The sequence below is a fragment of the Victivallis sp. Marseille-Q1083 genome (genome assembly GCF_903645315.1).
GTDB lineage: Bacteria > Verrucomicrobiota > Lentisphaeria > Victivallales > Victivallaceae > UMGS1518.
The window spans coordinates 38,354-51,864 of sequence record NZ_CAHJXL010000002.1 but is presented as its reverse complement, the minus strand read 5'-3'; the positions used below and the strand labels follow the sequence as shown (position 1 = coordinate 51,864).

The 13,511-nt window shown below is 60.7% G+C and carries 9 protein-coding genes; 4 read left to right on the top strand and 5 right to left on the bottom strand.

All coding sequences use genetic code 11. The features are described 5' to 3' along the window. Window positions 1-10: 10 nt before the first annotated feature. From HWX74_RS16290 to HWX74_RS16275, 4 genes are all read right to left on the bottom strand, one after another. A complete protein-coding gene (locus tag HWX74_RS16290) occupies window positions 11-1,786 on the bottom strand; it encodes an alpha-L-fucosidase (protein WP_176014655.1) in 1,776 nt (591 codons plus the stop codon). 59 nt (window positions 1,787-1,845) lie between these two features. Then, window positions 1,846-4,062 (bottom strand): hypothetical protein, encoded by a 2,217-nt coding sequence (locus HWX74_RS16285; protein ID WP_176014654.1) that lies wholly within the window; start codon window positions 4,060-4,062, stop codon window positions 1,846-1,848. After that, on the bottom strand, window positions 4,046-5,884 hold the full coding sequence (locus HWX74_RS16280; RefSeq protein WP_176014653.1) for a DUF4838 domain-containing protein: 1,839 nt from the start codon (window positions 5,882-5,884) through the stop codon (window positions 4,046-4,048). The genes HWX74_RS16285 and HWX74_RS16280 overlap by 17 nt, the downstream gene beginning before the upstream one ends. Window positions 5,885-5,971: 87 nt before the next feature. Beyond that, complete coding sequence (locus HWX74_RS16275; RefSeq protein ID WP_217704995.1) at window positions 5,972-6,682, bottom strand: type II secretion system protein; 711 nt, start codon at window positions 6,680-6,682, stop codon at window positions 5,972-5,974. 276 nt (window positions 6,683-6,958) lie between these two features. On the opposite strand from HWX74_RS16275, the gene HWX74_RS16270 reads away from it, so the two are divergent. The 3 genes from HWX74_RS16270 to HWX74_RS16260 all read left to right on the top strand — a co-directional run bounded on the left by HWX74_RS16270 (window position 6,959) and on the right by HWX74_RS16260 (window position 9,568). After that, on the top strand, window positions 6,959-7,780 hold the full coding sequence (locus tag HWX74_RS16270) for a helix-turn-helix domain-containing protein (RefSeq protein WP_176014651.1): 822 nt from the start codon (window positions 6,959-6,961) through the stop codon (window positions 7,778-7,780). Between the two features lie 137 nt (window positions 7,781-7,917). Further along, a complete protein-coding gene (locus HWX74_RS16265; RefSeq protein ID WP_176014650.1) occupies window positions 7,918-8,391 on the top strand; it encodes a GNAT family N-acetyltransferase in 474 nt (157 codons plus the stop codon). Between the two features lie 55 nt (window positions 8,392-8,446). Further along, window positions 8,447-9,568 (top strand): cytochrome c biogenesis CcdA family protein, encoded by a 1,122-nt coding sequence (locus tag HWX74_RS16260; RefSeq protein ID WP_176014649.1) that lies wholly within the window; start codon window positions 8,447-8,449, stop codon window positions 9,566-9,568. Here the strand turns inward: HWX74_RS16260 and HWX74_RS16255 are convergent. Next, entirely contained in the window at window positions 9,563-10,096 is a 534-nt protein-coding gene (locus HWX74_RS16255) for a dual specificity protein phosphatase family protein (RefSeq protein WP_176014648.1), read from the bottom strand. The two genes, HWX74_RS16260 and HWX74_RS16255, sit on opposite strands and share 6 nt — an antisense overlap. A gap of 268 nt (window positions 10,097-10,364) precedes the next feature. Between HWX74_RS16255 and HWX74_RS16250 the strand changes: the two genes are divergently transcribed. After that, entirely contained in the window at window positions 10,365-13,499 is a 3,135-nt protein-coding gene (locus tag HWX74_RS16250) for a hypothetical protein (RefSeq protein WP_176014647.1), read from the top strand. The last annotated feature ends 12 nt before the right edge of the window (window positions 13,500-13,511 follow it).

The following is a 13,511-nucleotide window of genomic DNA, read 5'->3' as shown; positions in this document are numbered from 1 at the left end:
CGGCGACCGCTCAGTAGACTTTGACGCTACTGATCAGCGGAGCGGCCAGCGATTGTTCGATGAGGATTCTGACCGCATCGGTTTTCACCGGCTCCGAAGCGCGCAACAGCCGGCGGTAACCGATGGTAGTACCTTCCAGCCAGGGGGTGAAACTGCCGTCGGTCCGGCGGTAAAACAGGCGGAACGCCTCCACCCGCTGACCATGCCGGATCGCTTCGGCCAACTCGACAATATTGATTTCGACCGGCTCTTTCCATTGCAGCTCAAGCGTGTAAGGCCCTTCCCCCTGCGGGCACCACCAGGACTCCTCATCGCCGGACGGCACCGGCCGCGCCGGCCCGTTTTCGGCCGGGACCACCGCCCGTTCGGCCAGATCGGTTTGAAACAACTTGTCCAATTCGGCCCGGAATCCCCGGAGCGCCGCCACGTCGGCATCGGCGAACCGGCCGCGGGTATCCGGCGGAATGTTCAACAGCAGAACGGAATTGCGCCCCACCGACTGAAAATAGATGTCCACCAGCTGCTCCGCCGTTTTCGGCTTCTCGTCCGGATGATAGAACCAGCCGGGACGGATGCTGACATCGCATTCGGCCGGATACCATTTCCATTCACCGTCGATCTTTTGCACACTCCATTCGGTTTCGGCGGCCATGCCGGATTCATTGCCGACCCAGCGGATATCCGGCCCGCAGATCGCCATCAGCGCCTGCGGCTGCAAGCGGCGCACCAACCCGAAATATCGTTCCCAGTCATATTGCTGCTTTTTACCGTTCGGGCCCTCGCCGTTGGCGCCGTCAAACCAGACCTCCGTCACCTCGCCGTAATCGGTCAGCAACTCGGTCAACTGATTCATGAAATATTCGTCATACGCTTCCCCGCTGCCGTAGAGCGGATTGTTGCGGTCCCACGGCGACAGATAAAAACCGAACTTCAGGCCGTACTCGCGGCAAGCCTCGGCCACCTCCCGGACGACATCCCCCCGCCCATTCCGCCACGGACTGTTTTTGACCGAATAGTCGGTGTACCGGCTCGGCCAGAGGCAGAAACCGTCATGATGCTTGGCGGTCAGGATGATCATTTTCAGGCCGGCGTCCTTCACCGCTCTGGCCCATTGCCGGGCATCGAAATCGACCGGATTGAACAACGCCGCCGGCTCGCCGCCGGTTCCCCACTCCCGATTGGAAAAGGTATTGATGCCGAAATGGGTGAAACAGATCATCTCCAACCGCTGCCAAGCCAGGATTTCCGCACCCGGCACCACTTGAAGCCGCGCCCGGCGGTCGGCGGCCGACTCTTCCCGCAGCAAAAACCAGCTGGACCCCTCCAGCAGATCCGCCAGATCATACAGTAGTCGCCCCCCTTCCAGAATACGCGGTTCCCCCAGCAGCGCGGTCGCTCCCTCCGGCACTTTTACCGCAAATTCCAGGAAAATCAAATTGCCGGCGTAGGACGACAAATCGATTTCCACCGGCTCCCATTCCGCCGCCGCATAACTTTTCTCCCACAATACCCGGCCGTTGACCACCACTTGGAACTCGCATGGCGCGCCGGCGGCGCCTCCGTCCTGGACGCCGAGAAAAAATTGCAGTTTCTGATCGCCCTCCCGGCCCAGGCCGAGCGTCCGTTTCCAGGCCGGCACGCCCTGCCGGTCCCCCTCCGTCGGCGGGGCAATCGCAATGCTCCGCCTGAGCTCCTGCCCGCATAGAGCCGCCGGCTTGACCTCCAGCCTGGCCCCCTTGCCCCAACTTTCCGGCAGCATCGCCGCCAGCAGCAGATTTCCAGTCATCAGACTCACCATCCCTCCGATCAGACATTTTCTCCAATTTATCATCTTTTCTCACTTTCTCAATCGGCAACAGCCATTTCGTTCATTTTTCGCCGTTTCAAACTTTCCGCCGCCGCCCGCCAGCGCACTCCGGCCGACAGCGCAATCCGAAACCCGCCCGATTGCTTCTCCACCCCGGACCGCCGCTCCAGCAAATCCGCCAATCCATGTCCGGTATCGGCCAAGCGTACCGTAACATTTCGCGGAGCCAGCAATTCCAGCCGCCGGCAGCGGCCGCCCGCCAGACCGGCGCTGACCAGCAAGCCGCCCTCCCCCCGCAGATTTTCAAATGCGACCTCCTGCCAGCTCGCCGGCAAAGCGGGAAAAATCCGCACCACACCGCCGGCGGAGGACAACAGCATTTCATGAACCGTCTGCATCGCCAGAAAATTTCCCTCCAGCGTGAACGGCCGGTACTTCCAGTTACAATAGCCCAAATTTTTGTAATCACCATTCAAATGAAAACCGTTGCGGCTGACAAAACCGTCAAGGAACTGCTGCAGCCGGAATAACGCCATCTCCCCGAACCCGCAATAAGCCGCCATCGCCGCATGCCAGACAAAACTGAACCCGACCCAGTGTCGTTCGCCCAAAGTTTTCAAATACCGCAAGGAATCGGCGATGAGTTTCGCCTCTCCGGGATGCTCCATCGCCAACAGCCGCAACGGATAAATCGCCATCAGATGCGAATGGTGCCGGTGGGATTCCAACAGATTTTCACCCGGACAAAGCTGCAGTCCCGTCTGGTCGTCCACCGCCCAATCCGGCAACCGCTTCCGTTCGGCCGCCCAGAATCGCGCCGTTTCCGGCCGCCCCGATTCCGCGGCCGCAAACTGCAGATCCCCGAACAACCGCCGCAACAAAGCCAGATCGTAATTGGACAATTCCGGCAGATACGCCGCCAGCGTGTTGTCATGGATTTCCGGCGAGGTCGACAACGGCAGCCGGTAGCGGCCGTCCGGCGCCGTCTCCAGCAAATTCAGCAGCAATTCTCCGACCCCGGCCAGAAACGGCCAGGCCTGCCGGCGCAAAAACGGCCGATCCAGCGTATAACGGTAGTGATCGGCGAACATCACCGCCAGCCAGGCGCTGTTGGTCGGGGAAAAACTGTACTGCCCCCAACCGCCGAGCGCCTGCCCGGCCAGCGTGGCCGTCCCCGGTACCGCGATGCCGGAACAACCGAAAAACTCCCGGGCAAAACGACGGTAAACCGGCAACTGCGCCGACAGGTGATCGAAGAAAGCCCGGCCGCAATCGAAGTCTCCGCTGGTCAAATAGGCCAGATAGGTCATCTGGGTATTCAAATCGTGATGATAATCTCCCTTCCACGGCGGCAGTTGTCCGTCCGCCGCCGTCCAGACACCCTGCAGCGGCAACGGCGGCGCGCCGGGCCGGGAACCGGAACCGTAAAAATAGCGGCATAAATGGTAATGTTTCGCCACCTCCCGGTCCGGCAAGACCACCGACGAACGCTGCCAGAACGCCTTCCACCAGCGGCAGTGCCGCCGCCGGACCGCCGGATACGGCACCGGCGGCGCGGCCGCTTCCAATTGCGCCGACAATGCGTCGAACGAAGCATGGCGGTCGATCAAAACCCGGTAAGCGCCATCCGCCAATGCATCGACCACGACGGCAAAGCCCCAACCGCCCAAAGTCGGCTGCCAGCCGATCAGCCGGCGGCCGGTTTCAACCAGGCAGCCGGGTGGATAGCCCAGCGAAGCCAGGCTGTCCTTTTCCGGATTCGCGCTGCCATACGCCGGCATCACCAGCCGGACCTTAGCCGGAATATCCGGCGGCAGCCGGAAATAGATGCCTTCCCCCGCCGCCGCGCAGAAGCATTCCATCCCCAGCCGGCCGTCATCAAGCCAGAGCCGGCCGGTGGCGGTGGACAGATCGAGCACAAACCGGTCGGCCGCCGCCGGCAATGCGATTTCGATCCGGCCGGCCGGCAGCCGGGTGGCCGGAATAGCGGCGGCAACCCGGTCGAGCCGCCGCAAACGTTCCCCGTCGCCGGCGGCAACAATCTCCCGCAATGCCGCCCGGTTCCAGTCCGGGCAGCGTTCGGCCCCGCCCCGGCGCTCATCCCATAAGTCTCCCCGGTCGAGCGACAGCTTCACCAGCCGGTCGCCGCCCCACATCAGCACGCCGGTCATGCCATTGCCCAGCGGCAGCGCCTCATCCCAACGGGAAATCGGCGACGCCAGGCAAAGTAATTTCGCCTCATCTCCCGTGTTCATTGTCCTCCGCATCCAATTCGTCGGAAATGCGTTTGAAAAACATGGCGCGATTTCCGGCCTGGTCTTCCCGCCAATCCACTTCACTCAACATCCAGACGCCATTCTTTTCGGCGCAGGCGGTAAAATCGGCGAGCACCTTCCGGCGTTCTTCCGGCGTGCCATACCGCAGCCGGAGCTGGACATACTGGATCCCGAGCCGCTCCTTCCGCACCCGATTCAGCCTTTCCGGATCGGCGGCGACCGCCGCTTCCGCCTGATCGAAAAGCTCGTTGTAAACGCGCAGGTTCACTTCAGACAGGAAACCGTTGCGATGAGCGGCCACTTCTCCGTCCATCGACAGCGGCAGGCCGGATTTCGCCAGCTCGCGTTCCTGGCGGGCCAGGTATTCGGCGATGCAGGGCGCGGCGGCACCATACCAGGCGGCCAGGAAATCCTGCCGATGCCGTTCGAGATCGCAATCGGGATCCCATAACAGTTTACTCAGCAAGTAAGCGCGCAGCTCGGCGAATTCTCCGCCGCGGTCCCGGTTGCCCTGGCAAAAGATCCCGGTGACGTGGTGCCCGGCGTAAAACCGGATGTTGTCCTGCAGCACATTCCAGTTCGGATAAGGCGCCACCAGATTCTGGAACTGAACGACGTAATCCCAGAGGACGATGTCATTGCACAATCTGCCCCAATTGACGATGTCGTCCCGAAAAGATTGATGTTTGGGCGAAGTCGACACCGGTTCATTCGCCGCGACGCGCGGCGCCTCAATCGAGCAGAGCTGAATCACCACATTCGGCTGCAGCCGGGTCGCGCCCGGCACATGCCGTGAATAGTCGTAGGCGAGCGTGCCGATGCGGTAATCGGGAAACGCCTCCGCCACCCGGTTGACCAATTGCAGAATGGAGCCGATCGGCGATCCATTTTCCCGGTCGACGGCGGCGCAGCGACTGCAAGTGCAATACCCCCGGCCATCCATCTGGCTGACGCTCCAGTACCGCAACGGCCCGGCCCACGGGACGGACGGCGGCGGGGTCGCGGCAATCTTTTTCCGCAAGGCTTCGATGACGATATCGGCCACGGCCGGGTCGGTCATGCAGGCCTGGGTCCCGTCGGGCTTCGGCGCCACCCGTTTGCCGTCGACCTCGGCGAAATATTCCGGATGGGTCTGGTAGAGTTCCGGGTCCAGCAGCGAAAACATACTGTGGCACCAGAGGCCCCAATCGCCGTGCGCGCCCTCGTCGATCACCCGGCGGCCGGGCGAACGTTCGCAACGGCCCGACGTATTGCCGTTCAGCCGTTGACGGCCGGCAAAAACCGGCTCGGCGGCCTCATAATAAAAAACTTCCCGCCACTGTACCGGCGGCGCGTATTGCCGGACGCCTTCGGCAATTTCCAGGTGTTCCACTTCCGGAATCACCGTCAGTTCCGGCGTGTACCAGCGGCACCGGAAATCGTCCTCCAGCAACGCGTAAACGCCATAAAGCACCCCCCGTTCATTTCCGGACGCCGCATAAACGGAAATGGAATCCGGCCGGATCTGCAGCGTGTAGGAATCAACCGCCGTCTGCAATTCCGGCGCCGTCAACCGGACCGCGTCGCCGGCGATCCGCAATTCGGCGACCTCCAGAAGATCGCTCTGCCGGATTGAACACTCCTGCGCCAGACTCTCCTTCAGATGAAAAGCCAGTTCCGACGCCGCATATTTGACCACCGGCTCGCACTCCGGATGAATCCAGATTGCCGGCGGTTCCTCTCCGCGGTCAAAGCGGAACGCCTGCAGTCCGGGGGCCAACTGCGCCAGAATCACCAGCGGCACGGCAACACACCAACGCATCGATCGTTTCTCCTTTTTTTCCCGGCCGGAAAGAATGGTGTTTCCGGCCATTTTTGATATTCCATTTTTCAATTCCGGTTTCCCATCTCAATAACCGGTCATCCAGGCGCCGAAGCTGATCCCTTCGTTGACGATCCGGTTGTCCCAGCGCATCGACGCCTGATCCGCTTCAGCCAGCATCTGCTGCGGCGTCATGCCGGCGGCATGGCCGTCGCTGAACACCAGATTGACCCGCAATTCGTGACGCGGCACCGGGCAGCAGGAGTCCGGCGTCGCCTTCAGCATATTGGCCACGGTAATCGCGTGCTGTGCCATAAAAGCCTGTTCATGAATATCGCAAACAATCGGCGAAGCGTTCTTCAAATTGGCCAGCTTGAGAACGCCGTTGCCGAAATCGGGATCGGGCCGCCCGAGCTGGTTGTTGTAACCATAGGACCCCATATAACGATCGATGTGTTCATCTTTGTCGTTCAAAAAGTAAAAATCGGTTCCGTAAGCGATATTGTCCGTCGGACAGCGAAAGACATCGACGCTGCCGAGATAAGTGTAAAAGTTGCTGATCCAACTGCTCGAGTGCTCATCCAGCCAGCCGATTTTTCCGTACGGCACGGCATCGTCGTTGTCATTGCAATACATTTGAAAAGCCAGTCCCTGCTGCTTCAGGTTGCCGATACATTTGATCGTCTGGGCCTTGGCTTTCGCCTTGGCCAGCGCCGGCAGCAGCATGCTGGCCAGAATAGCGATTATCGCGATCACAACCAGCAATTCGATCAATGTAAAATTCTTCTTTTTCATCATTTTGTTCTCCCTGTACTTTTTTACAAGTTTCCGAATCCCCATCCGGCAATGCACGCCTTCGAACAGTTTCTCCGGCCGATCCGCCTTTTTTCTTCGTTATGCCGCCGATTTTCCGTTGCGCAACGTTCCAATCGTTCTCTATAATAAAGTATAACTGATTTTCCCTCGAAAAACAATAGACTGGAATTCCTTTTTTTTGTGTATTCATGCCGTTTCCGCTTGACTCCACCCGACAAAATGTTATGATATGTCAGAACGATTCCGGAGGAAGCCCGAATGAAAAATATCAACGACAGCAGTGACAGCCGACACCAGGTTTTCCAATTGAGCGGCCCGGCGGTGGAAATTCTGCTGTGCCGGCGGGATGTGCTGAACGATTGGCAGATCGGCGGTCCGCCGGCGCCCTACTGGCGGCTTTACCGTCCCTGGAGCAATACCGGTCTGCTCCATTACCATGACCAAACGCTGTCGATGCGCGCCGGGGAAGTCTGGGTGATCGCGCCGCAGACCGAATTCAATTCGTCGCTGACCGGACCGCTTGATAAATTCTACCTTCACTTCCTGGTCGACGGCGATCTGTCCAACTGCCGCGATTTCTGCTGCCGCCTGCCGCCGTCAACCGCTCTGGAAGCGCTGGTCGAACGGATTTCAACCAAATTGCAGGAACGCCGCAACTCCGGATTCCGGCTCGAATTCGAAGTCACCGCGCTGGTGACCGCCGCGCTGGCGCTGCTGCCGGAACAATATCTCTTCCAATACCGGCCGGTCGAATCCGGCCTGATCGCCGTCTGGCGGCTGATACAGCAGAATCCGGCCCGCAATTACACCAACGCCGAACTGGCCGAATTCGCCAAGATGGGATTGAGCACTTTCATCCGCCGTTTTTCCAGTTATTTCGGGATCTCGCCGCAGCATTACGTGCAGGAACAACGGATCCGCAGCGCCACACTGCTGCTGATCCGGACGGAATTGCCGATCGCCGACATCGCCGAGAGCTGCGGCTTCTGCGACATTTACTATTTCAGCCGGATGTTCCGCAAGTTCCGCGGTATTTCGCCGCTGGCTTTCCGCAAGCAACAACGCGCTGGCAGCACCTGAACGAAACCGCAACGCGGTTCCGGCGCCAAGCGGCAGCGGCCTCATCCGCGGCCGCTTGAAAATTCTTTTGCCGGTCCGGCTTGCCTCTCCCCTTTCCGGTGCTAGATTATGAAACGAAACAACCAGAAGGCCGGTTTATGAAAATTCGCAAAGCCACTCCGGATGATCTCGACGCACTGGTGCAACTGCGTCTGGACTTTCTGTGCGAAGAGCACGGAGAATTCCCGCCGGAGAGCCGGGACGCATTCCGGCGGCAGTGGGCCGATTTTTTTACCGGCCATCTCGGTTGCGACTGCCTCGCGTACGTGGCGGATACCGATGAGGAACTGGTTTCGGTCGCCCTTTTGCTGCTGGTGGAAAAACCGGCCAATTTCCGCTATCCGACCGGCCGGACCGGCCAACTGCTCAACGTCTATACCCGGCCGGCCTACCGCCGCCGGGGACTCGCCACGCTGATTCTGCAAGCCTTGCTGGTCGAAGCCGCCCAGCGGCAGGTTTCGCTGTTGGAACTGGCCGCCACGCCGGCCGGCAAAGCCCTTTATGAGAAGCTGGGCTTCCGGGAAACCGATTCCGCTTATACCGCCATGCAACTGCCGCGTTCGGAAGGATAAAGCGATGGCAACGGCATTATCCCGGCCCGGTCGGCAAACCGTCCGCCGAAGCCTTTTGGCATCGATTCTCCTGGTGTTCCTGCTGGCCGGCGGCTTGTCCGCCGCCGAGCCGGTGACGGTCGATTTTTTTTACCAGCCCGGCTGCAACGAATGCGCCAAAGTCAAAGCTCTGGTACTGCCGCGGCTGGCAGAACGGTTCGCCGGCCGCTATGTGCTGAACCATTACGACATCGGCATCACGGAAAATTATTTGAAACTGGTCGAACTCCAAGACGCCCTGCAAATCGACGACAATGAACCGGTCGCCATCGTTCTCGACCGACGGCTCTATCTCGGCGGCTTCACCGCCATCGACCGGCGCCTCCTTTTCGAAGTCGAAAACTGCCTGCAGACGCCGGCCACCGCCGCTCCGCCCCCGGCCGGCGGCCCGGCAGACGCCGATAACGCAGCAGTGTACAATCGGGCCGCCGCCTTCACCCTCGGCGCCGTCGCCGCCGCCGGACTGGTTGACGGCATCAATCCGTGCGTCTTTTCCACCCTGATTTTCTTTCTGAGCCTGTTGGCGGTGGCCAGAATCCGGGGAAGCCAATTGCTGTGGGTCGGGTCAGTCTACTGCTTCGCCTGTTTCCTCACCTATCTGGCGTTGGGCTTCGGGCTGTTCCGGGCGCTGCAGCTTTTCTCCGGCTATCAAACGCTGCAGCGCCTCATCGAATCCGCCATGATCCTGCTGCTGCTGCTGTTCGCCGGACTGTCGCTGCTCGACGCAATCCGCTTCCGGCGGACCCGGAACGCTGCGGCGGTGAAACTGCAGCTCCCGGCGGCTGTCAAGCGGCGCATCCATACGGTGATGCGCCGCGGCCTCGCTTACCGTTATCTGCTGCCCGGCGCCTTCCTGATCGGGGTGCTGGTCACCGTGCTTGAAAGCGTCTGCACCGGGCAGGTTTACCTGCCGACGCTGGTGCTGTTGACCAAGGAACAGGGCGCCGGGCGCTGGCTGTGGTATCTCCTGCTTTACAATGTCATGTTCATCCTGCCGCTGCTGGCGGTCTTCGCCATCGCCTACCGCGGCGTCACCACTTCCGGGCTGCTGCAATGGAGCCGCCGCAACGTCTTCTGGGGCAAGCTGGCGCTGGCCGGCCTGTTTACGGCGCTGGCGGCGCTGCTGTGTCTTTTATGAACCGGCCTCCGGCGGCGGCCGGTTTTCTTCGGCCAATACCGCCGCCTGGACCGCCGGCCAGTCGACGGCGCGAAACAGTTCCGGAATGTTCGCATAAAGCCGCCGGTGAAAACCGAAACCGCCGTTCTTCAATTCATCGAGCGCCGCTTCGACACTCCAGTCTTCAAACACAATCCGATAGGCCGCGCAGAACGTTCCGGTCCGGTCGGAACCGTGCCAACAGTGCACCAGCACCGGCTTCGGCGCTGTTTTGAACAGCCTCAACGCCTTCGTCAATTCCGCCGAGGTCAAATCGACGGCACTGAACGGCACTGCCAGAAAATTCAGCCGGTAGTCGGCCGCCCCATTCTTCGGATTCCGATGGTGATAACGCAAATTGAGCACACTCCTGATCCCCAATGCCTGAAGCTGCGGGTAATTTTTGTTCTCCGGCTGCGCCGAACGGTATAAATCGGCGGATACCCGGTAAAAATTGCCCGGCCCTTTTTCAGCCATCCTGACCGCCCACTGTTTGCCGTTGGTTTGCATCGTCTACTGCCTCCGCGGCGGCATTCAAGCCGCCGCATTTCATCATCCTTGACTTTCCCGGCAAATTGCCGCCTGAAGCGGTTTACCTGGGAAATTGTCCATCCCGGGCAAATGTGAATTGCCACTTTTTTAATATTAACGGACAAAAAGATTTTATGCAAGGCTGAGGCCGGGAAATTTCGCGGAAACTCTCGCCCGATACTGGCGAAAGCACCCAAGCGGCATTATTGGTATAGAATCAATATCGACACAGGAGCAAAAATCGATCATGAAGTTGAATTTCCGCATTGAATGGGGATATCAGTTTTTATATTCGCGCCGCCATTATCATCCGCTGTTCCGCTGGGATGGTTGTTTGCATTGCAGCGGAGGCAAAATCGGGCAACTTTATGAATTGCAGTATCCGACCGTCTGGTTCGGGCCGATTCTGTCCCCGCGGGAAGTGCCGCTGCCCGGCCTTGACTGGCAATCCTCCACCCGGCGCGGCATCGCCGGCATCCGGGTGGAGGCCGAAGCCGGCGACGGCGCCGTGTTTGCGTTATGCACCCAATCCGGCACCTTCGAATTCACCGCCGGGCAAATTCGAAAGGACGGACGGCTCATCTTCCCGGTCGGCGGCAAATATTCCTGCTGCGCCGTCGTCGTCACCCGCAGCGACTGCCTGTGGTTCCGCCCGGCCCCCAAAGCCGGCCAGGCTGTCCTGGAAGCGGCGCAGCTGCCGCTGGAACAAATCAACTGGTCGCGCATGGACGCGGCGGTACTGCCGCCGGGCGGAGAGGTTGAGTTCACCCTTTCGCTGCCGCCCAAACAACGCAGCGGCGAATTGCTGCTGCACCTTCAGGCGATGGCCGCCCGGCCCTCGCTCTGGACAACCGCCCGGCCGTGGCCGGTCGGCATCGAAGCCGTTCCGCCGGACGGCAGCTATGAAGCGGTGGCCGACGGCGACATCGAATTGAGTTTCATCGCTGCCGACGGCAGCGAACGACGGGTGATCCATTACTTCCGGATGCATGATTTTTCGGCGCAACTGCTGGAAGATATTTTCCTGACGCTACCGGTCGACGGCAAAATCATGCTGCGAAACGCCGGCGGCGGTCTCTCGCTGCTGATCAGCCGTATCGCCGGCCAATGGCAATACCGCAGCCATCTGGATTTGTCGTTGCCGCACTGGGCGCTGCGCAACCAGCCGCAGACCGGCCGCATTTATGCCGAACGCGAAGACCGAATCACCGTCGTCACCCCGGATGAAACATTGTCCTGCCTCCTTCATCCCGGCTGGAACGACTTCACCTTCACGCCGGCCGGCGACGGCCGCGATTACCCGGTCAGCGTCGCCAATGCCGGCCAAAGCAATCACGGCAAAATCCGGGCGGTCTACGACCTGCCGCCGGAAACGCCGCCGGTCAAAGTCGGATTCGATATGACGACCGTGCCGCACGATTCGCACGGCGAAATGGATTGGCTGCTCGATTACACCTGGCGCACCCAGCTCGGCAATTTCGTCGCTTTCCGCTCGTTCCGACAGCATGGCCATCCCACCGATGCGGCGGTCAGCGACACCGAACTGACCCGCTGGGGGGAGTTGTGCCGCCGTTACCACATCTTTGTCCAGGGCACCAACTGCTACCGCTCCGGCGCGCTGGCGGCGGCGGCCGGAACCTATTTCCACAATGCCGGGCCGCATGAAGCCAGCGGACCGGTCTACGCCGCCGAACCGGACAACCGATCGCAGGACATGCGCGACGCCTACTGCCGCTTCATCGCCCACCTGCGGCAAATCAGCGACGATCTCCACGCCCGCCAGATGCCGGCCGGAATCGGCGACGCTTCCGGCGGTCAGCGGCACTGTTATCAGGCCGGCTTCGATTTTATCCGGACGGAGACGCTGGTGGCGCACAGCCAGCACCTCGGCTCCCTCGCCCGCGGCGCCGCCAAGGCGTTCGGCAAAACGGAATGGGGTGTCCACATCGCCATCCAGCACACCAAGCAGCTTTACTTCCCCGACCAACTGAATCAATACTTTCTGGCCCTGTTCCTGCCGTGGATGCAGGGGGCCAAAGTCATCTATGAGGAAGACAGTCTGTTCCTGCAATTCAAGGAAGAACGCCAGGGCTGGGATGATTACCTGACCCGCGGCAAACGCAGCATGACGCGCCGCTTTTTCGAATTCACCCAAACTCATCCGCGCGCCGGCCGGCCGGCGCCGGCCATCGCCGTTCTCGACGGCCGCTATGCGGCGCCGTTCAACGGATTCATCTGCGGTCCGGAACAGGGCCCCGATTACGCCGTCTGGGGCCAGTTCGGCCGTTCCGATCCCGGTTGGGAGCACCGGCAGCCGGAAAAAGTCCGGCAACTGCTGGATGTGCTGATGCCGCAGGCCTCGACCCATCCGTTCCGGCAGAAATTCGACCGGCGGCGGTTCTATTTCTCCGGTACCCCCTACGGCGATTTCGACCAACTGCCGATCGAAGCGTCCGCAGGCGTGTTTCACGATTACCGTCTGTTGCTGCACCTCGGCTGGAACACCATGCTGGCCGAAGATTATGTCAAACTGACCGAATTCGTCGTTTCCGGCGGCGTTCTCTTAACGTCACTGGCCCAGTTCAGCACTCATGTCGACCGCCAATTCCTGTTGGATATGGCCGACCTGGCCCTCTTTCGCGACGGCGACCTGACTGAACTGGCCGGGGTCAAAGTCTGCGGACCCGGACCGGAATTCAGCGGCCAATACTTCCATGTCGACCAGGCCCTGAACCGGACGGTCGACCTTTCGCGGCTGCCGAGCGTTTCGCCGGACGAGGACGGTCCCTGCCGGACGGCCCGAATCCAGCTTTCCGACGGCGCGGAAATCATCGCTTACGACAGCGACACCGGCGCGCCGCTGCTGGTCCGGCACCGTTTCGGGCAAGGCTGGGTCTATCTATTGACCTTTTACGCTTATCCCGGCCACGAGAAACTGTCCCGATTGGTCGGCGGAATCATCGCCGGTCTGGCGGAACGTTATCGGACCGACGATTACGTCACCGCCGCTACCGACGAAATTTTCTGGACGCGCTGGGAAAACGGACCGCGCCACCGGACTCTGATGCTGCTGAACACCGATTGGACAAGTGACCGCAACCGCCAGACGGTGAACATTCACTGCGCCGCCGGTGACTTCACTGCCGAGGTCGTCGAGCATGAGGCGAAAATCATCACGCTGCTGCCGAATTACGCGGTCGAACCGCTGCAGATGTCCACCCATGTCGAAGTCGCCGAGCTGGACGACCGCGGTTGCCGGCTGCGGCTGTTCGACCAGGCCGGCGAAGTCGCCTTCCGGCTTCATCGCAACGGCATGGCCAAGGAGTTGAAATTCCCGCTGAACGGCAAAACCCATGTCGAATTTTCCCTGTTGTTCGATTGAAGCGGCCGGCGG

Bases quoted from the DNA above. Each gene is read 5' to 3' on its own strand.
- HWX74_RS16290 (WP_176014655.1), bottom strand. From the start codon at position 1,786: ATGACTGGAAATCTGCTGCTGGCGGCGATGCTGCCGGAAAGTTGGGGC.
- HWX74_RS16285 (WP_176014654.1), bottom strand. From the start codon at position 4,062: ATGAACACGGGAGATGAGGCGAAATTACTTTGCCTGGCGTCGCCGATT.
- HWX74_RS16280 (WP_176014653.1), bottom strand. From the start codon at position 5,884: ATGCGTTGGTGTGTTGCCGTGCCGCTGGTGATTCTGGCGCAGTTGGCC.
- HWX74_RS16275 (WP_217704995.1), bottom strand. From the start codon at position 6,682: ATGATGAAAAAGAAGAATTTTACATTGATCGAATTGCTGGTTGTGATC.
- HWX74_RS16270 (WP_176014651.1), top strand. From the start codon at position 6,959: ATGAAAAATATCAACGACAGCAGTGACAGCCGACACCAGGTTTTCCAA.
- HWX74_RS16265 (WP_176014650.1), top strand. From the start codon at position 7,918: ATGAAAATTCGCAAAGCCACTCCGGATGATCTCGACGCACTGGTGCAA.
- HWX74_RS16255 (WP_176014648.1), bottom strand. From the start codon at position 10,096: ATGCAAACCAACGGCAAACAGTGGGCGGTCAGGATGGCTGAAAAAGGG.
- HWX74_RS16250 (WP_176014647.1), top strand. From the start codon at position 10,365: ATGAAGTTGAATTTCCGCATTGAATGGGGATATCAGTTTTTATATTCG.